The following is a 26870-nucleotide window of genomic DNA, read 5'->3' as shown; positions in this document are numbered from 1 at the left end:
GTAAGGAAAGCTGATGATCGATGTGCAGCGGCTGCGTGTCCTGCGGGCGGTGGCGGAGCACGGAAGCTTCAACCGGGCTGCCGGAGCCCTGCTGTTGACCCCGTCGGCCGTCTCCCAGCAGATCTCCGCGCTGGAGCGCTCGGTCGGCCACCCGGTCGCGGTGCGCAGCACGCGCGGGGTCACCCTCACCGAGCCCGGCCGGCTGCTGGTGGAAGCGGCCGAGTCGATATCCGACGAGCTGGACCGGGTCCGGCACGCGATCGACCGGCTCACGGCGAAGCGGCCGCGGCTCACCGTCGCCACCTTCACCAGCGGTGGCCGGCACCTGCTGCCCTCGGCACTGTCCCGGTTCGTGGACACGCATCCGGAGGTGGAGCTGACGGTGCTGGAGAGCGAGCCGGAGGACGCCGTGCCGATGGTGCGCGGCGGCGCGGCCGATCTGGCGCTGGCGTACCACTTCGACGGGCCTGCGCCGGTGCGTCCGGACGAGCGCCCGGGGCTGGACTGGGTACCGCTGATGGAGGATCCGCTGTGGCTGGTGCTGCCGCGCGGCCACCGCCTCGCGCAGCGGCCGTCGGTGGCCCTGGCCGAACTGCACGCCGATCGCTGGGTGCTCGGCTGCCTCAAGACGGAGGCCTATCTGCGCCGGTACGCGGAGCTCGCCGGTTTCGACCTCCGAGTGGCGGCCTCCACCACCGACTACTTCTTCGCGCAGACCCTGGTCGCGGCGGGAGTCGGGGTCTCTCTGGTCCCTCACGTCTCGCTCGCACGGGCCCGGGAGTCGGCCGTGGTCCGCGTCGAACCACCGCGCCCCGCACGGCACATCGGGGTGATCCTTCCCCGGCGGCGGCGCCCTCAGCCGTACGCCGAGGACCTGGCCGCCGCGCTGATCACCGCTGCCGCCACCGCCGGGGCGCCGGCCGCGGCACCCACCGGGGAGCGCCCGTGAACCATCTGCTGTGCGGGCTCGCCGTCAATCCGGCGCTGCCGCCCGAGCTGGTCGATCGCCTGATGGCCCGCGCGATGAAGGAGGCCGGGGACGAGCCCGAGTTCGCCGACGACCTGGCCTACTCCCTGGCCGACCGCACCGACCTGCGGCGCGAACAGGTGCTGGCGCTCGCCGGAAAGGCGCATCACACCGCGATGTTCCTCGCCTACAGCGGGAAGCTCGACGCGGCCGACGTGGATCCCGCGGCCGAGCCCTACGTGGCCGTCGCCCTGCTCGACGAGGGCCGCGGCCGCCCCGAGTGGGCCCGCCTCCTGGCGGCGCACCCGGACTCCGGGGTCCGCTGGAAGCTGGCCTCCTGCCCGGGCCTGCCGACCGACGTCACGGACCGGCTCGCCGCCGACCCCGACTCCGAGGTGGTGGCGGAGCTCGCCCTCTGGACGCGCAGTCGCGTGACCGCCCGTCTCGCGCTCCACCCCGATCCCCGGGTCCGCCTCGCGGTCGCGGCCAACCCGGCCACGCCGCGCGAGTCGGTGCTCGCCCTGGCCGAGGACCCCGAACTCAGCCTGAACTGGGCACTCTCCGAGCGCACCGATCTGCCGCAGTCGCTCTACGCCCGGCTGACCGCCGACCCGCTGCCCGGGGTCCGTGCCACGTACGCGCGCAACCCCGGGGTCGGGCCGGAGCTGATCCGCGTCCTGGCCGCCGACCCGGAGGAGGAAGTACGGCGCGCCCTCGCCGCGCATCCTCAGGTACCGCTCGACCTGCTGGCCGAGCTGGTCGTCGAGCACCGCACCGGGTCGGACCTGCTGCCGCGGATCGCCGCCGCCACGCCCGCCGAGCTCGCGGAGCTGGCCGCGTCCCCGCTCGCCGTCATACGGATGCTCGTGGCGCGGCGGCACGATCTGCCCTCGCAGGTGCGGGACGCGCTGGCGGGCGATCCGGATGCGGCCGTGGTGCAGGCCGTCGCACCGCACCCGGGCCTGTCCGAGGCCGCGCTGCGCGCGATGGTCGAACGGTACGGCGTGCAGGTCCTCGCCCGGGTGGCCGCCAACCCGGACGCCACCGGCGCTCTGCTGGAGGATCTGACACGGCATCGACCGGGCGTGCGGCGGGCGCTGAAGGAGGTCGCCCGGCATCCCAACGCGACGGGTCCGGCGCTGCTCGCCTGCCTGGCGGACCGGACGGCCCGGCGCCTCGCCGCCGCCCACCCCGCGCTCCCGCCCGAGGCCGTCACCGAGCTGCTCGGCGACGAGGACCGCAGCGTGGCGGAGGCCGCGGCGGGCAACCCCTCGCTGCCGCGCGCTGCGATGGCACGACTGCTCGGGACGGCCGACGGCCGGGGCCGGCCCGGATGACGACCGCGGCGGCCCTGCGCACCGAATAGGACACCGCCCGGAGGGATTTCGTCACCTCACCGGGCCGGGGGTCGTTAGGGCCTGGGGGTTGACTCGGGGGCGAAGGGATGACGGTATGCGGCAGTTTCCTCTGGAGATGCACCACATGGCACCGGGCCGGGTGGTGGAGTGGCGGCTCACGTCCGCGGCGGCGGAGGCCGCCGGCCCGGGTGACCCGGCGGGCAGGAAGGCGTCCTTCAACCAGGACAAGCACTTCACCGTCGCCGAGGAGAGCAGGGCTGCCGACGACCCCGTCGCGTCCTGGGTGGCGGTGACCTTCGAGGTGACCGGCCCGCTGGAGGAGCAGGCCCTGGCGCAGTCCCTGCTCTCCTTCGTGCAGCGCCACGAGGTCCTGCGGTGCGCGTTCCGCCGGCTCGCGGGCGAGGTGGCCTGCGAGCCGTTCGATCCCGCCGGGCTGTCCCTCGATGCCCGGCAGGTGGGTGAGTTCGGGACCTCCGAGCAGCTGGGCGAGTTCCTCGTCGAGCGGTTCAAGCGGAGCATCGACACCCTCTCCTGGCCGCTGTTCATCATGGGTGCGGTGGTGCGCGAGGAGTCCTCGACGGTCTACCTCGCCTTCGACCACATCGTCTGCGACGGCATGTCGATGCCGATCGTGGCCCGCGAGGTGTCGACCGGCTACGAGGCTTTGTGCCGCGGCGAGGTCGTCGAGCTGCCGCCGGCCCCCAGCTACCTCGACTTCGCCGAGGAGCAGCGCCGCCGCTACCTGTCCATCGACGCCCGCGACGAACGCCTTGACTACTGGAAGGCGTTCATGGGGCCGGCCGGGGAGTTCTTCCCCCGGTTCCCCCTCGACCTCGGTGTCGAGCCGGGCCGGATGTACTCGATCGTCAACGAGGCCTCCACCCTCCTGGACGCCGCCGAGGCCGAGGTGTTCGAGAAGACGTGCCTGGCGGTCGACGGCAAGCCGTTCATGGGGGTGCTCGCCTCGGTCGCCGTCTGCCTGCGCGAGGCCGGCGGCCCGGGCGTCTACCGCGGCCTCATGCCGGTCAGTGAGCGCGGCCGGGAGACCTGGGCGCATTCGGTGGGGTGGTTCGTCAACACCCTGCCCATCGAGTTCGACGCCTCGCCCGGCCGGGACTTCGCCCAGGTCATGGCCTCCGTCCGGGCGGGCTTCAGCGAGATGATGAGCCATCTCGACGTGCCGTTCGTGCGGGCCTGGGAGTTGCTGGCGCCCGAGGAGTTCGCCGCCCGCTCCTGGCCGCACCCGGTGAACTTCTTCTCGTACATCGACATGCGCAAGTGCCCCGGGGCCGAGCGCCACGACGAGTGGCGGCCCACGACCCATGTGTGGTCGGCGCGTGCCAACGGGGCCTGTTCGTGGTTCCAGCGGGACGCGGACGGGATGCACATGAACTCCCTCTACGTCGACACCCCGGCGGCCCGCCGGACCATGGGCGACTTCCAGGGGGCGCTGCGCCTCACCGTCCAGGAGATCGCCCGGTCCGGCGGCTTCCGCCGCCCGATCGCGCTGACCGCCCCGCGCCGCCCCGTCCGGACCCCGCTGGACGTGGCCGCTTTCGCCCGCCGCGGCTGAGCGGCCGCCGCGGACCCGGAGTCGGCAGCGGGCCGGTCAGGCCGCTCGGGTCGCTTCCCGCAGTCCGGCCCGCGAGGTGCGCCGAAGCAGGGCGATGCCGACGGCGCAGGCTCAGGAGAGGAGCAGGGCGGCCGTCGGTGCCGTGTTGCCCCGGCCCACGGCGCTGTGGAGGCGGGCGGCGTGCTCGTCGAGGATCCGGCGCTGGGTTCAGAGCCGGGACGCGCGTCCCAGCAGCAGGGTGCGTTCCCGGGCGTTGTGGGTCAGCGCGGCCGCCCGCTCGAACTCCGCCCGGGCCTCCTCCGGCCGGCCCAGCCGCTCCAGCAGGTCTCCCCGTACGCTCGGCAGCAAGTGGTAGGCGTTCAGGGCTGGTTCGGCGGCCAGGGCGTCGACCAGCGGCAGGGCGGCCGCGGGGCCCTCGGCCATGGAGACGGCGACGGCCCGGTTGAGTTCCACCACCGGGGACGGGATCAGCTGGACGAGCCGCCCGTACAGCGCGGCGATCCTCGGCCAGTCGGTTTCCTCGTAGCGGACCGCCGCCGCGTGGCAGCCCGCGATGGCGGCCTGGACCGAGTACGGGCCGTTCCCGGCACGGCCGAGCGCCCGGGCGCCCCGGTGGATGAGCATGCGGTTCCACCGGGCCCGGTTCTGGTCGGCGAGCAGCACCGGTTCCCCGTCGGGGCCGGTGCGTGCGGCGATCCGGGATGCCTGGAACTCCAGCAGTGCGGCCAGGCCGTGCACCTCGGGCTCCTTCGGCATCAGGGCGCCCAGTACGCGGGCCAGACGCAGGGCGTCCTCGCACAGGGCGGGGCGGACCAGGTCGTCCCCGGCGGTCGCCGAGTACCCCTCGTTGAAGACGAGGTAGATGACCTCCAGGACCGAGGAGAGGCGCGCCTCGCGATCGGCGCCGTACGGAACCTCGAAGGGCACTCCGGCCTTGGCCAGGGCCCGCTTCGCCCGGACGATGCGCTGGGCGACGGTCGCCTCGGAGGTGAGGAAGGCGCGGGCGATCTCCTGGGTGGTCAGCCCGCCCATCAGGCGCAGGGTGAGCGCGATCCGGGCCTCGGTGGCGAGGACGGGGTGGCAGGAGGTGAAGATCAGGCGGAGCAGGTCGTCGTCGATGTCCTCGGGGTCGGCCGGTGCGGCGGGCGGCGGTACGTCCTCCAGGCTCCGGCCGACCTCCGCGAGCTTGCGCGCGTACGTCTCCTTGCGGCGGACGAGGTCGATCGCGCGGTGCTTGGCGGTGGTCATGAGCCAGGCGCCCGGCCGGTCGGGGATGCCCGCCTGCGGCCACTGCTCCAGCGCCGCGACGAGGGCGTCCTGGGCGATCTCCTCGGCGATGCCGACGTCCCGCACGATCCGGGCGACACCCGCGATGAGTCGCGCGGACTCGATCCTGAACACCGCTTCGACCGCTTGGGCCGCACTCACTGCCGTCACGGCCACCCATCAGAGCAGCCGTGACGAGGCAGGGCAAACGCGGCGCGGGAGTACGGGGCTCACATCTCCTGGATCTCCCGGACCTCCGCGCTGACCTTCCATTCCACCGGGTGGATCTCCAGGAAGCGCCGGGTCCACTCGATGGCCTCGGCCTTGTCCTTGCACTGGCTGAGGGAGTAGCCGCCGACGACCTCCTTGGTCTCGGTGAAGGGGCCGTCGGTGTAGCTGATCTTCCCGCCGGACCAGCTGAGCCGGGTCGCCTCGGAGGTGGGGAGCAGCCCGGCGGTGTCGAGCATGACGCCGGCCTTGGTGATCTCCTCCAGGAGAGCGCCCATGCGCTGCTCGAACTCGGGCGGGAAGGCGGTGTCGGAGGGCAGGTCCTGCTCGTTGATGCGGATCATCGTCAGGAAGCGCGGCATGGTGACTCCTCGGTCGGGAGGGCGGGGCCGTTCCCCGCCTCTCACCCCTGCGTCGAACGGGAGACGCCCGGATCGACAGCTCCGGGAAAATTCTTCGAGGAATTTTCCGGGGCGGCCACCGGATCCCCCCATCCGGCCCCACCCCGGCTACTCGCGAGTAGGATCGCGGGCCCAGGCTTCTCCGAGAGGATCCCCCATGGCGCGCATCTCCTCCCCCATGCTGCTCGCCGGCCTGCTGGCCGGAGCAGCGGTCGCCCACGCGGCGGCGCCGGGGCAGTTCGATGCGACCGTGCCCCGTTCGCTGCCGGGCAGCCCGCGGGGGTGGACCTACGCCAGCGGAGTGGCCGAGCTCGCCCTCGCCGCCGGCGTCGCCCATCCGCGCACCCGCAGGGCGGCCGCGCTGGCCACGGCGGCGTTCTTCGTCGGAGTGTTCCCGGCCAACGTGAAGATGGCCGCCGACGCCCGCCACCGCTCCCCCGCCGTCCGGGCCGTGACGCTCGCCCGGCTGCCGCTCCAGGTGCCGCTCGTGCTCTGGGCCCGCCGAGTGAGCCGGGGCGCCGGGGGCCGCTGAGCCGGCCTCCGGGTCCCGGTCGGCCCGCCCTCCCCGCGCCGCCCCGCGCCGCCCCCGCACTGCCCGCCGTCAGCGGCTGTCGCCCGTCCAGTCCCAGTGGCCGGGATCCCCCGCGCGGCGGCGGTAATGGGCGCGGCCGCCCGCTCCGTAGCGCCCTATCTCCGTGGGGAGCCCGGCCTCTTCGGCGAGCCGGTGCGCACTCCAGCCCGTGATGTCCAGGAGGAGGCCGTCGAGCGGCCCGCCGACCAGCTCGCCGTAGCTGCGGCCGGGGCGCGGCCCGGGGTCGGGGTCCTCGTGGTCGGCGCCGTAGACCCGGCGCCGGAGCATCCTGTCGTCCATACCGATCAGCTTCACAGCCGCCACTGACAACGGCCGTGGCGACCCCGGACCGCTGCTGCGGCGATGATGGGGGCCGCCCTCCCGATCCCCGGGAGGCGCACGAGCGAGGAGCGACACGCATGGCACGTCGGGTGCACCAGCCACTGGAGGACCAGGAGTTCGACTTCGTCCTCTCGATGACGACCGGGCCCGTCCTCGCGTACTTCTGCGGCTCCTGGCCCAAGGCCGTCGAGGCCTGCCGTGCGATGGACGCCGTCGTCGGCGAACTGACCGAGGAGTACGGGACGCGCTTCACCGCCGTCCGCACCGACATGAGCCGCTGCCCCGGGCCCACCAGGCGGTACGGAGTGACGGCCGCGCCGACGGCCGTGCTCATCAAGGACGGCGAGGCGGTCGCGAGCCAGGCCGGGCCGATGGCGCTCCAGGAGTTCCGGGCGTTCCTGGACGCCCACCTCTGACCCGAGGTTCAGAGCAGGGCGACCGCCCGGCGCTCCAGGGCGAGGGCGCCCTCCACCAGAGCGGCGAACGCGTCGAGGCGGGCGCGCCGTTGCGGGGCGTCCGTGTCCGGGTCGGCGCCGCGCGCCAGTTCCGCGAGCCGGGACCAGTGGCCGGCGGATTCGCGCAGCAGCACTGCTGCTTCCGGCCCGGGGATGTTCCGGACGAGATGGCCGGCGCCGGCCGGACGAGGGAGCTCTCGCGGTGGCGCCCGGTGCCGAAGTCCTCGTAGAGGAGTCCGGTGGGCTTCGGCCGGGGTGACTGCTCGGTCATCGGGCCAGCGTAGCCGTGGGGTCCGACAACCAACTTCCTGTACAGTTGTCCAGGAAGTGTCGGCCCGGATGCCGACCACCGACCCTGAGAAATGGAGGCGACCATGCACACGGTCGCGTCGATCCTGATCGGCCTCGTGGCCGCGCTGCACGCGTACTTCATGGTCCTGGAGATGTTCCTGTGGCAGCGGCCCCCCGGCCGCGCACTCTCCGGCTTCGACGCGGACACCGCCCGCCTCACCGCACCGCTCGCCGCCAACCAGGGCCTCTACAACGGCTTCCTCGCCGCCGGCCTGGTCTGGTCGCTCGTCATCGACTCGCTCGCCACGCAGATCTTCTTCCTCGTCTGCGTGATCGTCGCCGGGGTGTACGGCGCCGCGACCGCCAATCGCCGGATCCTCGTCGCCCAGGCCCTGCCCGGCGCCCTCGCCCTCGGCGCGGCGCTGCTGGCCGCGTGAGCCCGCAGGACCCGCGCCCGGAAGACCCGCGTACGGCCCGGACCAAGGGGCGGCTGCGCGAGAGCCTGCTCGCCGAATGCGCCGACCGGCCGCTCGCCGAGGTCAGCGTCTCGGCGGTGGTCCGCCGGGCCGGCGTCGGCCGCGCCACCTTCTACCTGCACTACGAGGACCTGACCTCGCTCGCCGTGGACGCCTGCGCGGGCGTGGTGCACGCGGCGGTCGATGCCCTGCACGCCTGGCAGACCGGCCCCTCGCCCCGGCCCCCGGCCCGGCCCCCCGCGGCACTGGCCGCGTTCCTGGCGGAGACCGCCGAGCGGGCGCCGCTCTACCGGACCCTGCTCCTCGCGGGCGGCGGCGGACCGCTCGGCGACCGCCTCCACCGGGAGCTGCGCGCCCGGGCCCGCGCCGAGCGCGCGGCGGTGGGCGCCCCCCAACCGGAGCTCGTGGCATCGGCGGTCGCCGCCGCGTTCACGGGGGTCCTCGCGGACTGGCTGCACGGGGAGGTCCCGGCGGATCCGCAGGCTCTGGCGAACCACCTGTGGCGGCTGCTCATGGCCCTGCACGCGGCGATCGGACCCGGTCAGACGTAGGAGCGGACCTCGAACACCTGGGTCACGCCCCATCTCGGCATGCTCAGGAGGTCCTTGCGGACGAGGACACCGCCGCCATCAGCGTCGCCGCCGCTGCCGCCGTCGGACACGACAGCGGCGGCAGCGAGGCCGGGGCGCGGCGCCACCGGGGCGGAGAGCGCGTCGACGGAGAGCGCACCGGTGGAGAGCGCAACTCCTGCGGTCACCAGGGCGGTCGCGGTGGCGAGAAGGACGGGACGCCGGATCCGGGTGCGGGCCATGGGAGTACTCCTCGTGCAGGAGCCCCGTCGGGGCTGTCGCGGACACTGGGGAGGTCCACCCCGCGGGCACGGACCCCTGTCCCCATTGGGCCCGACCGGGCCCACCGCGTCATGCCGCTGCATCCCGTGACTTGACAGCCGGGCCGGCCGGCCCGCCCGGGGCGCCTCCGGGTGCGACCGCCCCCGGCCCATCGCATCCCGGAACGCACGAAGCCCCGCCGGGCGGACCGGCGGGGCTTCTCGTCACGGGCTCGGCCCGTGAAGTGGACTAGCCGAGGGGAATCACCTTCTCAGCCTGCGGACCCTTGGGGCCCTGGGAGACGGAGTACTCGACGCGCGCGTTCTCCTCCAGCGACTTGAACCCGGTGGTCTCGATCGCGGAGAAGTGCACGAACACGTCGGGGCCGCCATCGTCCTGCTGGATGAAGCCGAACCCCTTCTCCGAGTTGAACCACTTCACGATGCCTGTTGCCATCTGGCTGATCCTTCACAACGTTCCACTGCGGGCCGCACACGCGGCCGTCTCGATCCTGCCCAAGGGTGTCCCGGAGCACACGCCGAACGCGGCCAACCGGGGCGCGGCGCACGTTCGAACTTCTGACCGTCTTGTCCATGAAGAGAGGGAGCGACACCGTGCCGGTGAGGCCGTCGAAGGCCTCACCGGCACGGTCACGCGCCGCCGTCGGCAGCGGGCAGCGAGGCGGCGGATCGGGGCCGGGGGGCCGCCGCGACAGCTCGCCGGGGTCCGCCGGCACGACAGCCCAGGCACTCCGTGTGCCCCGCACGGGCCCCCGTGTCCCGCTTGCGCCAGTCCCACTCGGCCTCCGGCCGGGGTCCGCTCGGCTTGCCCCACCCGGCGAGGTGGAGCAGCCAGGTGACGATCCCGGCCGCGGCGACGGCCCCGAGGCCGATCCAGATCCCGGGGGTCCAGGCCGCGCACACGGCGGCACCCGCCCCCGCGAAGCCCAGCAGGGCCAGGGTGGTACCGGTCCAGCCGGCCACCGTGTGGCCGAGGTCTACGTGACCGTGCGCGCTCATGGTTCTCCCTGGTCGGACCTACGGCAGTAGGCTCGGAAGCAGGATGCTTATTACACGAGGTAAGCATCTCACTGACTAAGTAACTTAGACTCTAAGGAGTATCTGGGTGCAGGGCAAGACCCGCCCCCCGGCGACGGCCGGTGAGGCCATTTCCCGCATGGACCAGTACGTCGCCCTGGGCATCGTCGGCCAGCAGGAGGTGGCGCAACTGCTCGGGCTCAACGTCACCGACCTGACCTGCCTGGGCCACATCCTGGGCGCCGGGGAGACCCCGCTCGCCGCCGGCGACCTCGCCGGACTGCTGGACCTCACCACCGGAGCCGTCACCGGCGTTCTCAACCGGCTCGAGCGCGCCGGGTACGCGCGCCGCGTCCCCGACCCCGCCGACCGGCGCCGGGTCAGGGTGGTGGCCGACCCCACGGCCGCCGCGCGGGTGGTCGCCGTGTACCAGCCGATGTACGACCGGCTGGCCACCCTCTTCGCCGACTACACCCCCGACGAGATCGCCGTGATCGCCGACTGGTTCGGCCGCGCGGCGGTCGAGATCCGCGCCCACTGCGCGCTGGTGCGGTCCGGGGAACTGACCGCCGGGGAGGATTAGCCCCCGCTGGTACCATGGGCGGTTGACCATCTTCTTTCTTCCTGTTTCGAAAGGTTCTGCATGAGGAACCCGTCAGCTCATGGGCGCTTCGGTGTGAAGGGCGGTGCCAAGGGCGGTACGCGGACCCCCGCCAAGGCTCCCCGGACCCTCGGCCCGCAGGGTGAGTTCACGATGCACGCGCCGAAGGAGCCGGCGCTGGCGCCGGTGGCGTCCTTCGCCGAGCTCGACCTGCCCCTTGAGCTGGCGCAGACCATGGCCACGCTGGGCGTCACCGAGCCGTTCCCGATCCAGGCCGCGACGCTCCCGAACGCACTGGCCGGTCGGGACGTCCTCGGCCGCGGGCGGACCGGCTCCGGCAAGACCCTCGCCTTCGGTCTGGCACTGCTGGCCCGCACGGCGGGGCAGCAGGCGGACCCGAAGCGCCCGCTGGCACTGGTCCTCGTACCGACGCGCGAGCTGGCACAACAGGTGACCGAGGCGCTGGAACCGTACGCCGCGGCGCTGAAGCTGCGGATGGCCACCGTGGTGGGCGGGCTGTCCATCGGCCGCCAGGTCAGCTCCCTGCGCACCGGCGCCGAGGTCGTGGTGGCCACCCCCGGGCGGCTCAGCGACCTGGTCGGGCGCCGGGACGTACACCTGGAGCGCGTACGGATCACCGTGCTCGACGAGGCCGACCAGATGTGCGACATGGGCTTCATGCCGCAGGTCACCGAGATCCTGGACCAGGTCCACCACGCGGGGCAGCGGATGCTGTTCTCGGCGACCCTGGACCGCAACGTGGACCAGCTCGTCCGGAAGTACCTGAAGGACCCGGTCTCGCACTCCGTCGACCCGCAGGCGGGCGCGGTGGCCACGATGGACCACCACGTGCTGCACATCCACGCGGCCGACAAGATCTCGGCGGCGACCGAGATCGCGGCCCGGGACAACCGGGTGCTGATGTTCCTCGACACCAAGCACGGGGTCGACCAGTTCGTGAAGCACCTGCGGGCGATGGGCGTACGGGCGGAGGGGCTGCACAGCGGAAAGTCGCAGCCGCAGCGGACCCGGACCCTGGCGCAGTTCAAGAGCGGGGCGGTGACCGTCCTGGTCGCGACGAACGTCGCGGCGCGCGGCATCCACATCGACGACCTCGACCTCGTGGTCAACGTCGACCCGCCCGCCGACCACAAGGACTACCTGCACCGCGGCGGCCGCACCGCCCGGGCCGGCGAGTCCGGCCGGGTCGTCACCCTCGTCACCCCGAACCAGCGCCGGGACATGGTCCGGCTGCTCTCCGACGCCCGGATCCGGCCGACGATCACGCAGGTGCGGTCCGGCGAGGCGGCGCTCAGCCGCATCACCGGCGCGAAGGCCCCCTCCGGGGTGCCGCTGGCGGGCTCCGCGCCGACCGACGCCAAGGGAAAGCCCTCGGGATCCGACCTCGCGTTCCGCGGCATGGGCACCCGCCCGGGCCGGGGCAAGGAGTCCCGCAAGACGATCGAGGCCCGCCAGCAGGCCGAGGCCCGGCGCGCGGCCCGGGTCCGCCGGGGCGTCTAGGCCGTCTGTTCCGGATCTTGCCGGGGCCCGCGGCGCCCGGCACCGCACCTCGCTGCGTTGTCGGGCGCCGCGGGCCCGACAGGATGGGGAAGGGACGGCCTAGGAGCCGTCCGGGCCGTCCTCGTGGTCGGCGGCCCGGTAGTGGTAGGCGTCCACCCACCCCCACCATTCGTCCTCGTCCTCGTCCTCGTCGTCGTCCTCGCTCTCATCCTCGCCCTCGCCCTCGTCCTCGTCGGGGACGAACCCGTCGACGCCGCGCCACCGGTCGCGGTCACCGGCGCTCGTGAGGACGTGCAACCGCTGCCGCTCGTCCAGCGCCGCCATCGCCGGATGCGTCTCGGCTGCTTCGTGTACCGCAGTCCGGAGCCGGTCCCCCAGCGCGTCCCCGCACTCCGTACGCGCGCGGACCGCCCGGCCGCCGGCGGGGGCGAACCACAGCGCCGCCAGGCCGGCCGCGGCCACGACGGCGGCGGACCATTCCCGGAGGCCGTGCGGGGGCACGATCACCAGCATCTCGGCCACCAGGAGCCAGAAACACACGAGCAGGACGAACCCCACACAGCCGCAGCAGGCCCACGGCTGGCGGATCCACCCGATCGACACCGGCTCCGGATCGTGCCGGCGCACCGCCTCCAACAGGGCGGCGGGCGCCGCTTCGACGGGGATCCGGCCGGCTTCCCGACCGGCCTCGGTCAGCCGTGCGGCCCCTTCCCCGTCGATCTCGAGGTACCCGCCGAGCATCAGCTCGGCGGCCGCGGCCTCGGTCTTCTCCTGCTTCAACGCTGCGGCGTGGTACGGCTCCAGGTCCAGCGCGGCGACCCGCGCGAGGATCCCGCGCCGCAGCCGCGCCCGCCACCACCACCGGAGGCCGAGACCCCCGTACACGGCGACGGCCACGACGACCACGGATACGGCAAGGACGAGTTGGAGCACGTCCCGAGGCTACGTCCGTGAACACCGGTGCCGACACGCCATTTTCGTCACACCGCTCCTGCTCCGCAGCGCTCCGGGCGCGGGTGGGACGATGACGTCGTGGTGACGGACGCGGAGTGGGCGACGATCCGACAGGGCCTCGTCTTCGGGCAGGTCTTCAAGGGCACGCTCGTGAAGGTGCCCCGGCCCGGCCCGGTGCGATCGGGATCTTCGGACACAACTACCCTTCTGCCGCACGGTGTTGCGAACCGTCGCAGTGACGGCCCGACCTGCCGGGACGGGCGTCAGACCGCGGAGCGGCGGCGCAGGCGGTCGGCGGCCGCGTTGCGGACGCGGCGGGTACGGGCGGCCGTGGCGAGCAGGCTCAGCGCCTCGTACGAGGCCAGCAGCCGGACGGCGGTGCGTTGGCACCAGTCGGAGGCGGCGGTGAGCTCCTCGGCGGACCAGGGTTCGTCGCGGGTGACGGCCGTGAGCAGGCTCCACTCCCGCAGTCGGCGCTCGGGGAAGGGCCGCCCGGCGAGGGCGGCGGCCATGTCCCCGGCCCAGGCGGGGAACCGATCGTCGTCGAGCAGTTGTGCGGCGCGCCGGTCGAGGTGCGTGACCACCGCGCTCTCGGCCATCACCCGGTCGGGGTCGCGCAGCACGGCGGCGACCACCTCCACCTCGGCCTCGGCGCCGCGGTCCGGCGCCACGGCGAGTTCCTCCAAGTGGCGGGCGTAGCGCCAGTGCTCCGGGGGCGTGTCGTCGTCGGGGCCGTTCATCGGGCCGCTCCGTCGCGCACGGCGCCTTCGCGGGCAGGCCCGACCGCTCCCCGCGCCGGTATGCCCCGTGCGGGCCGCTGCTGGTTGTTTCCTCTCGCCATGGCACCCATTCCACACGACCGCCGTGAGCGGTCGGTGGTCAGGGTGCCGTCGGGCGTGCTCAGCCGGCCGGAGCCAGCATCAGGGCCTCCGCACCGACCGGCCGGTAGCCCGCGGCCTGGAAGGCGCGGATGCTGCGTGCGTTGCCGGTGGCCTGCTGGGACCAGACCGGCTGCCCGCCGGGGACGAGGTGGCGGGCCGCGCGGGCCAGTTCCCGGCCCAGCCCGTGGTGGCGGGCCCCCTCGTCCACCTCGATCGCCGCCTCCCAGCGGCCCGCGACGCCGCGGCCGAGGACGAGGACTCCGCCGTCCGCCGACCAGACCCGTATGCCGTCACGGCGGCGCAGGGCCCGGCGTACCCGGGGGTGGTCGGCGTCGGTCGCCTCCACGAGCTTCAGCGCCGGGTCGCCGGGCAGCGGCCCGGCGACGGTGAGCAGGTCGATCGTGTCGGTGCCGCGTCCCGTGCGGTCGAGCAGTGCGGCCAGGAACCGGGGGTTCATGGTGGCGGCGAGCGCGTCGCAGTCGAGGGCCGCGAGGGTGGCGTGCACCCACTCCGGGTCCTCGTCGGTGAACACCACGGAGTGCGCGGTGAAGGCGATGACGCCCGCGTCCCGTCGGTGTTCCTGCGGGACCACGGTGGTGCCGCCGTCGGGCGGCGGGAACCGACCGGCGGCCGCGGCGCCGAGGATCTCCGTCAGTGTCCGTCCCACGACCGTCAGACCTGCTCGAAGTGAAAGGACTTGATGAAGCAGTCGCGGGGCTGGCCGATCGCGAAGAAGATGCAGTCGACCAGCGACTGGGCGGTGAGCGGGTCCTTCGCGGTGCGCGGGGCGCCCTCCCAGGATTCCGACAGCGGGTCGTGGTTGTCGAAGTCCGGCGGGTAGAGGGAGATGACGCGGACGCCCTGGTCGCGCAGCCTGCGGGAGAGGATCTCGGTGAAACCGGCCTGGGCGCTCTTGGCGGCGTAGAAGGCCGCGTGCGCGTCGGACCGATGGTGGCCGGCATCCCCGCAGCCGGAGACCATGGTGACGATGTCCGGGCCGGCCGACTTCAGGAGCAGGGGGAGGAAGGCCTTGGTGACCAGGACCGTACCGGTGGCGCCCGAGGCGAGGGTGTCGGTCACGTCCTCGTCGGAGGCGGACAGCAGGTCGGTGCCGTGCTGGTAGCGGGAGCCGTTGTTGACGAGTACGTCGATGCGGTCGGTGCGGGCGGCCACCGCGGCGGCGAACTCCCGTACGGAGGCGGGATCGGTGAGGTCGCAGGCATGGGCGTGGACGCGGTCGGCGTCGTGGCCCTGGGCGAGGATCTCCTCGCGGACGCGCTCGGCGGCTTCGAGGGTGCGGGCGGAGAGGTGGACCTCGGCGCCCCTGCTCGCGAAGCGCAGGGCGAGGGTGCGCCCGAAGTCGCGGCCGGCGGCGGTGATGACGACGCGGTGGTGCTCGAGTGTCATGTCTGCGCTCCTGATTCGTGGTCTATACACATGATCTCAGGTGCGGTACGGGGCACGGCGGTTGGGGCGCCGCGGTGGGCCCGGGGAACCGCGGAGAGCCGGGCCGTCCGGGGGCGCGGGTGGTTGCGTACCGGCTCTCCGCGCCGCGGGTCAGTCCTCGCCCGGCCCGGGCTCGGCCTCGGGCAGCGGAGCCCCTGTCTCCAGCAGCGTCTTGAGGCTCGACGCGAGCATCGGCCAGGCCCGCCCGCACATGCCGATCAGGGTGCCGCCGGGCTCGAAGCCCTCGTGCAGGATGGTCAGCCGGGCCAGTGTGTCGCCGACGGGCTCGATCTCGTACGTGACCTTCGTGCGGCGCTCCTTGGCCAGTTCGGCCCGCAGCTCCTCGCCGATACCGACCGAGGCCGCCCACTGCGGGGTGAAGGTGTGCCAGGTGTAGGAGAGCAGGCGGTCGGGGACGCAGTCGAGGACCACCTGCTCGGGGTCGCTGGTACGGGCCCCCCGCTCGACCCAGTCCATCGGCGAGCCCACGGCCCAGTCGGTCTCGAAGCTCAGGCCCCAGTACCGGCGGGTGAAGGCGGGCTCGGTGAGGGCCTGCCAGACCCGGTCGGGGTCGGCCTGGATGTACAGGGTGTAGGTGATCGCACTGTCGCTCATGGGCCCATGCTGCGGGACCGCGGACCGCGGACGCCGGATTTCCCGATCATGGCGGTGGTCGGCGACGTCCGGCACCTCACCAGCGGGCGCCCCCCTCGGGGAGCTCCGTGGGCGGGGTGCGGGTGGGGGTGGGGAGGCCGAGGCGGGTGCGGGCCGTGTGGACCGCCGCGAGTTCGTCGTGGCCCGCCGGGCCCCAGTCGCTCAGCTCGCGGACCTGTTCGGGGGTGGCCAGCAGGCGGGCGTACTCCGGGTCGGCGGCCGGGGCCAGGGCGGTGAGCCGGGCGGCTGAGCGGGCGTGGGCGCCCCGCTCGGCGTGCCGGTAGCCGAGCGGGGCGGCGTCGGCGGAGGCGGCCGTCGGGGGCGGCAGGTGGGCGGCTCCGGTGGCCCGGGAGACCAGGAGCAGGACCCGGCCGTCGGGGGCGAACAGCCAGGACCTCAGGTCCCGTACGGGCAGCCGCTCCGGGACCGGGCCCGGGTGCCAGGCCTCGTGCTCCGGGATCCGCCGCGTGCGCAGGACGCCCAGCCGGTCGAGGGCGGTGGGGGCGGTGGGGTGACCGTCCTCCAGCAGGGCGGTGCCGCAGCCGTTGATGCGGGCGCGCAGGGCGGACAGTGCGCGGCGGGCGTCGCCCGGGTCCATGAGGGCGGGCAGGTCGGCCGGTTCGGCGAAGTGGATGCCGGTGATCTCCTGGGGCGGGAGGCGCACCGCCTCGATCCGGTCGGGGGTCCAGGTGCCACCGTCGTAGACGTGCAGGATCTCGCCGGGGAAGCGCATCTCGGGCGGGAAGCCGGGGGTGTCGGCGGGGATCCAGTCCACGACGAGGCCGCGCGGGTAGCGGCCGTCGACTCCGAGTTCCTCGCGCAGCTCGCGCGCGGCCGCCGCGGACGGCGCCTCGCCGGCGTCCACGGCCCCGCCGGGGAGCAGCCGGTCGGCGCGGTAGTCGACGCTCTGGACGAGGATCCGGCCGCGGGCGTCGGTGACGAGGACGACGGCCGCGGTCCACACGGCGGCCCGCGAGGCCCCGTACTCCGCCGGGGTCATCCAGGTTCCCGGCCGCTCCCGCTCGTGTTCGTCGATCGCGCCCTGGTCGGTCAGCTGCGGCATCGGACTCCGTTCACCGTGGGTGGACCCGCCGGCCTGTGCAACAGCGGGCGCGGCCCCCGGGTTACGGCGCCGCGCCCGCCCGGACCGACACCCCACTTCTTTGCCACCCCTATACCTCCTTATTACTTGGTTATGTACTTCCTGGTACGTTCCGGATGCGGACTGGCGGCATGAAAACCGCCGGTCCGACCACTTTCCCGCCCCACGCACCGCACGCACCGCACGCACCGCCGACCGCACGCGACCGCACCTAGGAGAGACCCACACATGCGACGCGCCTCCCCCACGGGCACCGGTACCCCGGCGGACCCCGGAAGGAGGTGGACCGCGAAGGGAATCGCCGGTGCGGCCGCGGGCGCCGCGGCCGTCGGCTTCGGCGGGCTGTACGCCGCCGGGCTGCTCCTGGCCGGCGAGGACGTTCCCGAGGGGACGAAGGTGCGCGGCGTCTCCATAGGCGGGATGAGCCGGGACGAGGCCCGGCGGACCCTGGACCGGGAACTCGGCCCGGCCGCCGCGGCCCCGGTCGCGCTGCGGATCGGCGAGCGCACCGAGCAGGCCGATCCGGGGGCGCTCGGCCTGTCCGTGGACAGCGCCGCCACCGCCGACCGGGCCGCGCGCACCGGCTCCGGCCCGCTCACCGTGATCGGCCGGCTCTTCGCCTCCGGCGATCCCGGGCTCGCCCCGGTGGTCCGCCTCGACGAGAAGACCGCCCGGGGCGCGCTGGAAGACCTGGGGAGGAAGACCGGGGTCGAGGCCAAGGAGGGTTCCGTCTCCTTCGAGAAGGGCCGGGCCAAGGCGGTCGCGCCGGTCACGGGAATCACCCTCGACGTGGACGCCTCGCTGGACACCCTGCTCGACGGATACCCGCGGACCGGAACCGACCCGCTCGCCCTGCCCGTTCGGCGGACCGAGCCGAAGGTGGGGCAGCAGGAGACCGACCGGGCCCTGAAGGAATTCGCCGAACCCGCGATGTCCGCCCCCGTCACCCTCGCGGTCGCCGGGCGGAACATATCCCTCTCCCCCACCGTCCTCTCCAGGCACCTGAGGCTGGGGGACGGCGGCGGGGGTCGTCTCACCCCGGGCCTCGACACCAAGGCCCTGCTCGCCGACCCGGCCCTCGCGGGCCCGCTGCGGCAGGCCGCCCCGGGCCCCGCCGAGGCACGGCTGCGCCTCGATGCCGCGGGCCGGGTCACGGTCGCCCAGGAGGGCAGGGCGGGTCGGCAGGTCACCGAACAGGCCCTGGGCGCAGCGGTGCTGCCGCTGCTGACCGGGGCGGACCCGGCCGCCCGGACCGGCGAGGTCGCCACCGAGGCCGCCGCTCCCCGGCTCTCCAAGGACACCGTCGACCAGCTCGGGCTCAAGGAGAAGGTGTCCTCCTTCACGGTCCGGTTCGAGCCGGCCGCGTACCGCACGACCAACATCGGGCGGGCCGCCGAGCTGATCAACGGCTCGCTGGTGCTCCCCGACGAGACCTGGAGTTTCAACCGGACGGTCGGCGAACGCACCAAGGAGAACGGCTTCGTCGACGGCCTGATCATCAACAACGGCCAGTACGAGAAGGCCGCCGGCGGCGGTGTCTCGGCCGTCGCGACCACCGTCTTCAACGCGATGTTCTTCGCGGGCGTCAAGCCCGTCGAGTACGGCGCGCACTCCTTCTACATCGAGCGGTACCCCGAGGGCCGCGAGGCGACCGTGGCCTGGGGCAGCCTGGACCTGCGCTTCGTCAACGACTCGGGCAAGGCCCTCTACCTCCAGGCCGAGGCCACGGACACCTCCATCACCATCACCTTCCTCGGCACGAAGAAGTACGAGGAGATACGGGCGAACCAGGGTCCGCGGACCAACATCAAGCAGCCGGCCACCCGCACCGGCAGCGGACCGAAGTGCGAGCCCCAGACCCCGCTGGAGGGCTTCGACGTGGCGGTCGACCGCGTCTTCGTGCAGGGCGGCAAAGAAGTCAAACGGGAGACGATGAAGACCCGTTACACGCCGCGCGACCACGTGAAGTGCGGCGCGTGACGGGCGGCGCCGCGGGGGCCCCTGCCGGCGGGTCCGGCCGGCTCGCCGGGGTCGATGCCGTACGCGGCCTGGCCGTTCTCGGCATGTTCGCCGTGCACGTCGGCCCCGGCCCGGAGCCCGAGGGCGCCGGCTACCTCCTGGTCGCGGCCGACGGGCGCGCCCCGGCCCTCTTCACCCTGCTCGCCGGCTTCTCGCTGGTCCTGGCCCAGCGGGGGCAGGACCCGTCGCAACGGCCCGAGGGCTGGGCGGGCCGCTGGCGTCCCCTGCTGATCCGCTGCGCGGTACTGGCCGTACTCGGCGTGTGGCTGGCCTCGTTGTGGCCCGGGATCCTGGTCATCCTGGCCTTCTTCGCCGTGTACTTCCTGGCGGCCGAGCCCTTCACCCGGCTGTCCACCCCGGTCCTCACCGCGGTGGCGGGCATCTCGGTGGTGGCGGGCCCGCTGCTGTCGTTCCTGCTGGGCCCGGTGTTCGGGTACGAGGCCTCCGGGCGCGGACTGGTCCCCGAGGCCGGCGATCTGACGAGCTGGCCGGGCCTGGGCGCGGTGGTGCTGGAACTGCTGCTCACCGGGGCGTACCCGCTGGCCACCTACTTCCCGTACGTGCTGGCCGGGATGGCCCTCGCCCGGCTGTGCGACGTGCGGGGACGGGCGGTGGCCCTGCGGATGGCGGTGTGGGGCACGGCAGCCGCCTTCGCCGGGTACGGCTCCGCCTGGCTGGCGAGCCATGTGTTCGGCGCCCGGCAGCGGCTGCTGGAGGCGATCGCCGTCCACCACCCGGAGGCCATGGCCGCGGCCGATCCCGTCCGCGAGGTGCTGCAGGGTCAGTACGGCGCCGTGCCCAGCACCTCCTGGGACTGGCTGCTGGTGGCCGACCCCTACAGCCAGACCCCGCTGGAGACCCTGGGCAACACGGGTGTGGGCTGCGCCCTCATCGGCCTGTGCGCGCTCGCCGCGCGGTACGGGACGGGCGCCCGTCTGCTGCGGCCGCTCACGGTGCTCGGGGCGATGGCTCTGAGCGCGTACGTCGTCCACGCGCTGGTGCTGGCCGGTCCGGCGCACGGCGCCGCGTCCTGGTCCGCCTGGATCGCCTTCAGTTGCACGGCACTTGCCCTGACCTGGGCCTGGCAGCGGATCTGGGCCCACAGCCCGCTGCGCCGCGGGCCGGTGGAACACGTGCTCAGACTGGCCGCGCAGGGGCGGATCCGCGCCTGAGAGCGCCCTGTCACCCATCTGTGTGACCGGTTCGGCCCGTGCGGCGCCGGTGCGGCAGGGTGGGCGGATGCAGCTGCTGCGCCGGGACCTGCCCCTGACCCTTGCCGCGTTCGTGATGGCCACCGGGTGTGTGACGGTGCGTCCGGCCGCTCCGCCGGACGCACCGCGGCCGGCGTCCGTCGCGGACCGTACGCCGGAACGGCAACCGACTCCCCTGGCGCTCCCGTTGGGCACGCTTCCGGAGTCGGCCGGGCCGGCGGAGCCGATGGCGACGGAGCCGCCGGCGGAGTCCGTGCCCGTGCCCGCGTCGGTACCGGCGGCCGAGCGGCCGGAGCGGCCGCGCCGGGTCGAGGCGAAGCCGCCGCGACCCCGCCGGCCCGCGAAACGGGTGAAGCCCGCGGCCCCGGCCAAGCCCCGCAAGCGACCCCCGGCCGCGGTCGCGCCGAGGCCCGCACCGCAGGGTTCGTTCGACATGGCCGCCCTGTGCGCGGCGGCCGAGGGCACCGTGTCCCCGGAGATCGTCGCCCTCTGCCGCTGAACGGGTCACCCGGGGATACCCTCGGAGCCGCAGAGCGGACGAGACGGGGAGCCACGTACATGTACGACGCGGGGCCGCAGGCGGCGGAAGCCGTGCGGGCGCTGAGGGAGCTGGCGCAGGAGCGGCCGGACGAGCTGGAGCTGTTCGAGGGCTTCACGGACGCGGAGTTGGACGGCTGGTCCGTCGCGGTGCCGGAGGAGGTCCGGGTCGTCCTGCGGGAGATCGGCGGGCTGGAGACCGAGGACCACGAGTACCGCTTCGGGCCGCGCGGCCGGGAGAGGTTCATGGACGGCTGCTGGACCCTGGGGGAAACGGACTTCGGCGAGGGCTCCCTGATCGTCGGAGTCGGCGGCGCCCGCTGGGGGCCGGTCGTGGCCGTCAACCCCTGGGGCGCGGACCCGGACGTCACCGTCGAGGCCCCGGACTTCACCGCGTGGCTGGCCGGGTTCGCCGAGCGGTTCGCCGACGGGGTGCCGGACCGGCCGCGAGGGAGGTTCTCCGTACCGGCCACCGCCACCGTCGAACTGGCCGAACGGGCCGCACTCGCCCGGGGCGACGACCCACTCGCCGCGCTCGTCGGCCGCGGCGACTCGCTGACCGATCTCGTCGACCTGCACGACCTGCCGGGCTATCCGTGCGCCGTGGACTGGGAGCCGTACTTCTCCACCTTCCACAACACCGCCGACACCGGAAGCAGCGAGGTCCAGTTCCAGATCGTCGGCGACGGCCGGGCCCTGCTGCTGCGCAGCGTGGTCAGCGGGGACTTCCTCGGACGGGCGGTGCGCCGCCACCGGGTGCCGGCCGACGCCGCCCGCCGCGCGGTGGCCGAACTGCGTTCGCTGGCCGCAGGGTTCCCCGGCCTCATCGTCCTCGAAGCGGGTTGCGCCGACTCCGTCATGGACGGCTGGGCGGTGCCGGTCCCGGAGGAGGTGCGGGCCGTGCTCCGGGAGATCGGCGGGGTGGCGATCGCGGGACTGCCGGAGCTGCGGCTGCTGCCCGGGGCGCCCGAGCACGCGGTGGACCCGGAACTACACCGCATGCTGGGCGGGGACGGCGCGCGCTGATGCACGCCCACGGGGACGCCCTGGACTTCCTGCGGACCGTGCCGGTGGAGGAGGTCCGCTGGACCTGCCTGAGCCCGGCCGCGCAGATCGCGCCGGGCGAGCGCACGGGCACGTACCGGCTGGGGCTCGACGGGCTGGTCGTCGACGAGGAGGGCCGCAGCCGGATCTCGACGGAGGACTTCGCGGTCGCCCTGGTCGACGAGATCGAGCGGGACGCGCACGCGGGCCGACGGTTCACCGTCGCCCACTGAGCGGCGGGAAGCCGTCCGTCCGGGAAGGTCTCCGGGAAGGTCACCGGGAAGCCCTGCGAAGTCGTTCGTGAAGTGGTTCGGGGCGTTATTGGGTGGATGCGTCCGGTCGGGTTACCTACAGTGACGAGGCACCCGATGTCGAGCAGGAGCGGATCATGCGCATCCACTATCCCCGTACCCCGCACCTGCCCTGGTCACCCGGGGCGGCGGCGGACGACGTCCGGGCCGTCGGACTGGCGGGGCTGGTCGGCCGCGAGGTCGTGGTGACCGAGAAGCTCGACGGGGAGAACACCACCCTGTACGCGGACGGCCTGCACGCGCGGTCGCTCGACTCCGCGCACCACCCCTCACGGGCGTGGGTCAAGGGCCTCCAGGGCCGGATCGGCGCCGGGATCCCGGCCGGTCGGCGGGTGTGCGGCGAGAACATGTACGCCCGGCACTCGATCCCGTACGAGGATCTGGACAGCTGGTTCTACGGGTTCTCGGTGTGGGACGGGGAGCACTGCCTCGACTGGGACCGGACCGTACGGTTCCTGCGGGGCCTCGGGGTACCCACCCCGCGCGTACTGTGGCGCGGCACCTTCGACGAGCGGGCTCTGCGCAGGCTGAAGCTCGACACGGCGCGGCAGGAGGGGTACGTCGTACGGACGGCGGACGGCTTCACGCGCGAGGAGTTCGCGCGGTGCGTGGCCAAGTGGGTACGGGGCGGTCACGTGCAGACGGGTACGCACTGGATGTTCGCGCAGGTCGTGCCGAACGGGCTGGGGACTGCTGCCCCGTTGTGGGCGGTGCGCTCGGGGGCGGAGGCCGATGCGGTGGGGCTGGCCGCCGCCGTCGGTGCCGATGACACCGAGGCCCCCGATGCCGCCGCCCCGCTTTCGACCGCGGAGGAGGTCGCCGAGGTCGCGGCCCGGATCGATGCGTCCGGGCGGACCGGGGAGGACCGGCTGGCCGGTGTCCTGGCCGCCCTGCTGCACCGTCGGCCGCGGCCGCGGACCGCGGCGCGGCTCGCGGCGGGCCCGGTGGGGATGGGTCTCGCGCGGCGGGTCGCCGACCTGGTGGGTCTGTATCCGTACCTGCAGCGGCCGTTCCCCGATGGCGACCGGCGGGTCGGGCTGGTCCGGATGGCCGCGGCGGTCGATCTCGGGGTGCTGCACGCGCTCGCCGGGGCGCTCGCGGACGGCCCGGAGGCTCGGGAGTGCGTGGAATGGTCCGCGCTGTGCGCCGAGGAGGCGGGGCTGCTGGGCCCCGATCCGCTGGAGCCTCTGCGGGCCGGGCTGCGCGAGGCCCTCGCCGGGCTGGAGACGGACGCGGCCGACCGCTGCTGGGCGGAGGCCCGGCGCGCGTTCGGGCAGGGCAGGATCTCCGGATCCGCGGTGGAGGAGGCGGTGGCGGCGACCTGGCAGTGGCGTGAGGGAACGTTTCCCCGGCTGGTGCAGCTGTGCGGGCCCTCGGGCAGCGGGAAGAGCACCTTCGGCCGCGAACTGCCCGGCGTGGACACGTACATCAGTCTTGACGAACTGCGCGAGGCCCGGGGTTCCCGTGCCGACCAGCGGTCCAACGCCGAGGTGCTGAGCAAGGGACTGGACCGCCTCGACGCGGCGCTCGTCCGCGGCGGAACGGTGGTGTGGGACGCCACCTCGCTCACCGACCAGCAGCGCGGGCTGGCCGGCTCGGTCGCGCGGCGCCGCGACGCGCTGGTCACCCATGGCGTGGTGCTGGTGGAGGAGGCGGAGCTGGTCCGGCGCAACGGCGTGCGCCCGCATCCGGTGCCGGCGCCGGTGCTGGCCTCGCAGCTGCACCGGTTCAGCCCGCCGCACGCCGGACAGGCGCACCGCACCTGGTACATCGGTGCGGCCGGGCACGTCGAGGACACGGCCGGCGGCCTCGCGGCCGGACCCGCGGGCGGGCTCACGGACGGATTCACGGACGAGGGACGGGGGCGGTACTGATGCGTACCAGTGAGGAGCTCTACCACCAGGTCCGCTGGGACTCCCGGTTCGATCCGGCGCGGTTCGTGCTCGGACTGCTCCAGCGCGGCGCCGCACCGAAGCGGGTCCCGCTGCCCTCGTTCGTGCCCGGCGGCGACATCCCCTGGCACCGGGTGCTGTTCGTCGAAGCCGACGGCGAGCTGGTGTGGGACCGCGCCACGGGCGTGGACCGCATCGATGCCTCCACGGCGGGCCGGGTCCGTGATCCGCGGCTGTTGCGGGCCCCGTTCTTCAGCGCGCGGACCCCGTACGCGTGGGACCCCGCGGACGGCGGTGCCTGGCGGCCTGCCGGGCCGGTGCCCGCGGGTCCGGCGGCGGCCGCCGCCACCACGGTGCGGCTGCTGACCTGGAACACCCTCTGGGACCGGTACGACGCCCCCCGCATCGCCACCGCCCGGCGCAGGCCCATGCTGCTGGCCGATCTCGCCGCGGCCGACGCCGACGTCATCGCACTGCAGGAGGTCGAACCGGCGCTGCTCCGCATGCTGCTGGCGGAGCCGTGGGTGCGGGCCGGGTACACCCTCGGTACGGACCCGGACGGCCGGGACGTCGACGAGTGCGGGCTGCTGGTGCTGAGCCGGATGCCGGTGCGGGAGGCGGGCCTGCACCTGCTCCGCCCGCACAAGGCGGTGACCGCGGTGACCGTGGACACCGCGGCCGGACCGCTGGTCGTCGCCGCGACCCATCTGAGCAGCGACCACAGCCAGGACGGGAGCGGCCGACGGGAGGCCGAACTGGCCCGGCTCGCGGAGGGTCTCGGCGGGGTCGAAGCCGCCGTGGCGCTGCTCGGCGACTTCAACGACCGGCGCCACGGGGCCGAGGGACCCGCGGCCGCCCTCGGAATGCGGGACGCCTGGAGCGACGTGCACGGGCCGGCGGACGATACGCCGACCTTCGACCCGGTGGTCAATCCCCTGGCCGCGGTGGCCTCGCTGTCGGGGCGGGCGGCCCGGCTGGACCGGATCCTGCTGCGGTCCGCGACGGCGCGGGTGACCGCGGCCGCGCTGCGCGGTGACGCACCGGCAGCGGGGGCGGACGGGCTGTTCGTCTCCGACCACTTCGGGGTGGAGGCGACGGTGGAGTTCGGCGCGCGGGACGGCGGGCGGGCGCGGCTCGACGTACCGGCGACGGCCCGGACGGCCGTGGCATGGCTGCCGCCGCGCCTGCCGGAGGCCGTGGAGGATCTGCGCCGCGCACACGACCCGCAGGCCGGGCGCTGGCCCGCGCACGTGAACCTGCTCTTCGGCTTCGTGCCGGAGTCCTCCTTCGCCGAGGCCCTGCCGCTCGTGGCGCAGGCGGCTGCCGGGACCGGGCCGTTCGACGCCCGGCTGGAGGGCGTGCACAGCTTCGGGCACCGCGAGGACGCCACCGTCTGGCTGGACCCGGCGGCGGCCGGTGAGGCGCCGTGGCAGGAGCTCCGGCGCGCGCTGGCGGAACGCTTCCCGGGCTGCCGGGGCCGTACGGGTGAACACGACGGCTACACCCCGCATCTGACGCTGGGGCGCAGCCGGGACCCGCAGCGCGCGGTCGCCGCCTTCGCGGCGCGGCTCGGCGGCCCGGTGACCGCACCGGTCGGGGAGCTGGCCGTGCTCTCGCGGCGCGGGGACGGGCCGATGCGGGTCCGGGCGACGGTGGAGCTGGGAACGGGCGAGATCCGCTGGAAGCCGGAGACTGCGGACCTGGACGCACTCGCACCGGTGCCTGCGCCTGCGCCTTCGCCTTCGATCCGGGAGGAGACCGCCGAGTCGGTCACCGCTCGCATCAGGGCCGCCCTCGGCGACGCGCAGGTGCACCTGGCCGGGTCCCGCCGCATGGGCTGCGCGCTGCCGGAGTCCGATCTGGACCTGGTGGCGGCCCTGCCGGGCCAGGCCGATGTCGCCCTCGTACGGGACCGGGTGGCGGCGGCGCTGCCCGAGGCGGTGCGGTTGCGCGAGGTGAGGGGGGCGCGGGTGCCGGGGCTGCGGTTCCGCGTCGGTGCGCTGTCGGTGGATCTGGTGGCGGTGGCCACCGGCGGGCTGGATCCGGCACAGGCGGTGGCCCGGCGGGCGGAGCTGGGCGAGGTGGCCGCGCCGGCGCTGAGCGCGGTCACCGACGCCGATGCCGTACGGGCACGGGTGGGCGGGGAGCGGCAGGCCGCGTTCGCCGGGCTGGCGCGGGGGGTGAAGGCGTGGGCGCGGGCCCGGGGCCTGGACTCGGCGCCGTTCGGCGGGCTGCCCGGGCTGGCCTGGGCGGTCCTCGCGGCGCGTACGGTGCAGGAGGCCGGGGCGCTGCCGCCCGATGCACTGCTGCGCGAGTTCTTCGGCAGGTGGGCGGCCTGGGACTGGCGGGAGCCGGTGTCCCTGGCACCGGGGGCGCCCGTGGCAGCGCCCGCCCCGGGCACGACGGGGGACGGACCGGCCCCCGTCACGGTCCTCACCCCCTCGGATCCGGTGCGCAGTTGCACCGCCCAGGTGGGGCCGGGCCTGCGCGACCTGCTGGTCCAGGAGTTGTACGCGGCCTGGGAGCTGCTGGAGTCGGGTCCGGCGGAGGGCCGCCCGGCCCCGGGGCGTCCGCCGCTGCACCGCCGGCACGCCGCCTGGGCGGTGGTGACCGTACGGACGGCCGCGGAGGGGGAGTTCGAGGAGGTGCTGGGCCGGGTGCGCGGTCGGCTGCGGGCGCTGCTCGGTGCGCTGGACGAGGCCGGTGTGACGGACGTGCACGCCTGGCCCCGCCCGTTCGCGTCCGGCCCGGCGCTCGCCCGCTACGCGATCGGGCTCGGCGCCGCCCCGCCGGACGCGTCGCGCCTGGCCGCGCTGACCGGCCCCTGGCGGTCGGGCCTGCCGGGGGTCGAGGTGGCGTGGGCGGCCGGCGGTGAGGTTCCGGACCTGGTGTGACGCGTCAG

Annotated in this window: 29 protein-coding genes; 16 read left to right on the top strand and 13 right to left on the bottom strand. The window is 74.5% G+C overall.

Annotated features, from left to right (window positions below; translation table 11 throughout):
- Positions 1–13 precede the first annotated feature (13 nt).
- From IE257_RS10190 to IE257_RS10180, 3 genes are all read left to right on the top strand, one after another.
- Entirely contained in the window at positions 14–949 is a 936-nt protein-coding gene (locus IE257_RS10190) for a LysR family transcriptional regulator (RefSeq protein ID WP_189966953.1), read from the top strand.
- Entirely contained in the window at positions 946–2304 is a 1359-nt protein-coding gene (locus tag IE257_RS10185; protein WP_189966951.1) for a hypothetical protein, read from the top strand. Before IE257_RS10190 ends, IE257_RS10185 begins: the two co-directional genes overlap by 4 nt.
- A 115-nt stretch (positions 2305–2419) precedes the next feature.
- Positions 2420–3898 carry a condensation domain-containing protein gene (locus tag IE257_RS10180; RefSeq protein WP_189966950.1) on the top strand — a complete coding sequence of 493 codons (1479 nt, stop codon included), beginning with the start codon at positions 2420–2422 and terminating at the stop codon, positions 3896–3898.
- A gap of 207 nt (positions 3899–4105) precedes the next feature.
- Here the strand turns inward: IE257_RS10180 and IE257_RS10175 are convergent, their stop codons facing one another.
- Positions 4106–5326, bottom strand: a complete 1221-nt coding sequence (locus IE257_RS10175; RefSeq protein ID WP_189967349.1) for an RNA polymerase sigma factor — start codon at positions 5324–5326, stop codon at positions 4106–4108.
- Positions 5327–5394: 68 nt separating this feature from the next.
- Positions 5395–5754, bottom strand: a complete 360-nt coding sequence (locus tag IE257_RS10170; RefSeq protein WP_189966948.1) for a YciI family protein — start codon at positions 5752–5754, stop codon at positions 5395–5397.
- 196 nt (positions 5755–5950) lie between these two features.
- Here IE257_RS10170 and IE257_RS10165 point away from each other — a divergent pair, with 196 nt between their 5' ends.
- A complete protein-coding gene (locus tag IE257_RS10165; protein ID WP_189966946.1) occupies positions 5951–6325 on the top strand; it encodes a DoxX family protein in 375 nt (124 codons plus the stop codon).
- A gap of 69 nt (positions 6326–6394) precedes the next feature.
- Here the strand turns inward: IE257_RS10165 and IE257_RS10160 are convergent, their stop codons facing one another.
- Entirely contained in the window at positions 6395–6664 is a 270-nt protein-coding gene (locus tag IE257_RS10160; protein WP_189966944.1) for a hypothetical protein, read from the bottom strand.
- A 119-nt stretch (positions 6665–6783) separates the two neighbouring features.
- On the opposite strand from IE257_RS10160, the gene IE257_RS10155 reads away from it, so the two are divergent.
- Positions 6784–7122: a thioredoxin family protein gene (locus IE257_RS10155; RefSeq protein WP_189966942.1), complete on the top strand. Its 339-nt coding sequence runs from the start codon at positions 6784–6786 to the stop codon at positions 7120–7122.
- An 8-nt stretch (positions 7123–7130) separates the two neighbouring features.
- Here the strand turns inward: IE257_RS10155 and IE257_RS10150 are convergent, their stop codons facing one another.
- Positions 7131–7295, bottom strand: a complete 165-nt coding sequence (locus tag IE257_RS10150) for a hypothetical protein (RefSeq protein WP_189966940.1) — start codon at positions 7293–7295, stop codon at positions 7131–7133.
- A gap of 240 nt (positions 7296–7535) precedes the next feature.
- Here IE257_RS10150 and IE257_RS10145 point away from each other — a divergent pair, with 240 nt between their 5' ends.
- Positions 7536–7889 carry a DUF1304 domain-containing protein gene (locus IE257_RS10145; protein WP_189966938.1) on the top strand — a complete coding sequence of 118 codons (354 nt, stop codon included), beginning with the start codon at positions 7536–7538 and terminating at the stop codon, positions 7887–7889.
- Positions 7886–8479, top strand: a complete 594-nt coding sequence (locus tag IE257_RS10140) for a TetR/AcrR family transcriptional regulator (protein WP_189966936.1) — start codon at positions 7886–7888, stop codon at positions 8477–8479. Before IE257_RS10145 ends, IE257_RS10140 begins: the two co-directional genes overlap by 4 nt.
- On the opposite strand, the gene IE257_RS10135 is transcribed toward IE257_RS10140, so the two are convergent.
- The 3 genes from IE257_RS10135 to IE257_RS10125 all read right to left on the bottom strand — a co-directional run bounded on the left by IE257_RS10135 (position 8470) and on the right by IE257_RS10125 (position 9777).
- Positions 8470–8739, bottom strand: a complete 270-nt coding sequence (locus IE257_RS10135; RefSeq protein WP_189966934.1) for a hypothetical protein — start codon at positions 8737–8739, stop codon at positions 8470–8472. The genes IE257_RS10140 and IE257_RS10135 overlap by 10 nt on opposite strands.
- A 268-nt stretch (positions 8740–9007) precedes the next feature.
- Entirely contained in the window at positions 9008–9214 is a 207-nt protein-coding gene (locus IE257_RS10130) for a cold-shock protein (RefSeq protein WP_189966932.1), read from the bottom strand.
- A 194-nt stretch (positions 9215–9408) separates the two neighbouring features.
- The gene (locus IE257_RS10125; RefSeq protein ID WP_189966931.1) at positions 9409–9777 is read right to left on the bottom strand and encodes an HGxxPAAW family protein; all 369 of its coding nucleotides are present in this window, start codon (positions 9775–9777) and stop codon (positions 9409–9411) included.
- 106 nt (positions 9778–9883) lie between these two features.
- Here IE257_RS10125 and IE257_RS10120 point away from each other — a divergent pair, with 106 nt between their 5' ends.
- Complete coding sequence (locus tag IE257_RS10120) at positions 9884–10378, top strand: MarR family winged helix-turn-helix transcriptional regulator (protein WP_189966929.1); 495 nt, start codon at positions 9884–9886, stop codon at positions 10376–10378.
- Positions 10379–10438: 60 nt separating this feature from the next.
- Complete coding sequence (locus tag IE257_RS10115) at positions 10439–11917, top strand: DEAD/DEAH box helicase (protein WP_189966927.1); 1479 nt, start codon at positions 10439–10441, stop codon at positions 11915–11917.
- 99 nt (positions 11918–12016) lie between these two features.
- Here the strand turns inward: IE257_RS10115 and IE257_RS10110 are convergent, their stop codons facing one another.
- From IE257_RS10110 to IE257_RS10085, 6 genes are all read right to left on the bottom strand, one after another.
- Positions 12017–12850: a hypothetical protein gene (locus tag IE257_RS10110; protein ID WP_189966925.1), complete on the bottom strand. Its 834-nt coding sequence runs from the start codon at positions 12848–12850 to the stop codon at positions 12017–12019.
- Positions 12851–13134: 284 nt separating this feature from the next.
- Positions 13135–13611: a hypothetical protein gene (locus tag IE257_RS10105; RefSeq protein WP_189966924.1), complete on the bottom strand. Its 477-nt coding sequence runs from the start codon at positions 13609–13611 to the stop codon at positions 13135–13137.
- 160 nt (positions 13612–13771) lie between these two features.
- On the bottom strand, positions 13772–14419 hold the full coding sequence (locus IE257_RS10100; RefSeq protein ID WP_189966922.1) for a GNAT family N-acetyltransferase: 648 nt from the start codon (positions 14417–14419) through the stop codon (positions 13772–13774).
- Positions 14420–14424: 5 nt separating this feature from the next.
- Positions 14425–15159, bottom strand: coding sequence for an SDR family oxidoreductase (locus IE257_RS10095; RefSeq protein ID WP_189966920.1), 735 nt, complete (start codon positions 15157–15159; stop codon positions 14425–14427).
- 150 nt (positions 15160–15309) lie between these two features.
- A complete protein-coding gene (locus tag IE257_RS10090) occupies positions 15310–15813 on the bottom strand; it encodes an SRPBCC family protein (RefSeq protein ID WP_189966918.1) in 504 nt (167 codons plus the stop codon).
- A gap of 76 nt (positions 15814–15889) precedes the next feature.
- Positions 15890–16915: an NUDIX domain-containing protein gene (locus tag IE257_RS10085; protein WP_189966916.1), complete on the bottom strand. Its 1026-nt coding sequence runs from the start codon at positions 16913–16915 to the stop codon at positions 15890–15892.
- Positions 16916–17182: 267 nt separating this feature from the next.
- Between IE257_RS10085 and IE257_RS10080 the strand changes: the two genes are divergently transcribed.
- The 7 genes from IE257_RS10080 to IE257_RS10050 all read left to right on the top strand — a co-directional run bounded on the left by IE257_RS10080 (position 17183) and on the right by IE257_RS10050 (position 26862).
- Positions 17183–18934 carry a VanW family protein gene (locus IE257_RS10080; protein ID WP_189966914.1) on the top strand — a complete coding sequence of 584 codons (1752 nt, stop codon included), beginning with the start codon at positions 17183–17185 and terminating at the stop codon, positions 18932–18934.
- The gene (locus IE257_RS10075; protein ID WP_189966912.1) at positions 18931–20145 is read left to right on the top strand and encodes a DUF418 domain-containing protein; all 1215 of its coding nucleotides are present in this window, start codon (positions 18931–18933) and stop codon (positions 20143–20145) included. Before IE257_RS10080 ends, IE257_RS10075 begins: the two co-directional genes overlap by 4 nt.
- A gap of 67 nt (positions 20146–20212) precedes the next feature.
- The gene (locus tag IE257_RS10070) at positions 20213–20683 is read left to right on the top strand and encodes a hypothetical protein (protein WP_189966910.1); all 471 of its coding nucleotides are present in this window, start codon (positions 20213–20215) and stop codon (positions 20681–20683) included.
- 59 nt (positions 20684–20742) lie between these two features.
- Positions 20743–21747: a hypothetical protein gene (locus IE257_RS10065; protein WP_189966908.1), complete on the top strand. Its 1005-nt coding sequence runs from the start codon at positions 20743–20745 to the stop codon at positions 21745–21747.
- Positions 21747–21998 carry an NAD(P)-dependent oxidoreductase gene (locus IE257_RS10060; RefSeq protein ID WP_229920241.1) on the top strand — a complete coding sequence of 84 codons (252 nt, stop codon included), beginning with the start codon at positions 21747–21749 and terminating at the stop codon, positions 21996–21998. Before IE257_RS10065 ends, IE257_RS10060 begins: the two co-directional genes overlap by 1 nt.
- Before the next feature lie 155 nt (positions 21999–22153).
- Complete coding sequence (locus tag IE257_RS10055) at positions 22154–23950, top strand: RNA ligase family protein (RefSeq protein ID WP_189966906.1); 1797 nt, start codon at positions 22154–22156, stop codon at positions 23948–23950.
- A complete protein-coding gene (locus IE257_RS10050; protein ID WP_189966904.1) occupies positions 23950–26862 on the top strand; it encodes a poly(A) polymerase in 2913 nt (970 codons plus the stop codon). The genes IE257_RS10055 and IE257_RS10050 overlap by 1 nt, the downstream gene beginning before the upstream one ends.
- The last annotated feature ends 8 nt before the right edge of the window (positions 26863–26870 follow it).

The organism is Streptomyces avidinii (genome assembly GCF_014650695.1).
Taxonomy (GTDB): Bacteria; Actinomycetota; Actinomycetes; order Streptomycetales; family Streptomycetaceae; genus Streptomyces; species Streptomyces avidinii.
The sequence above is the reverse complement of the archived record's forward strand: the minus strand, read 5'-3'. Positions and strand labels throughout refer to the sequence as shown.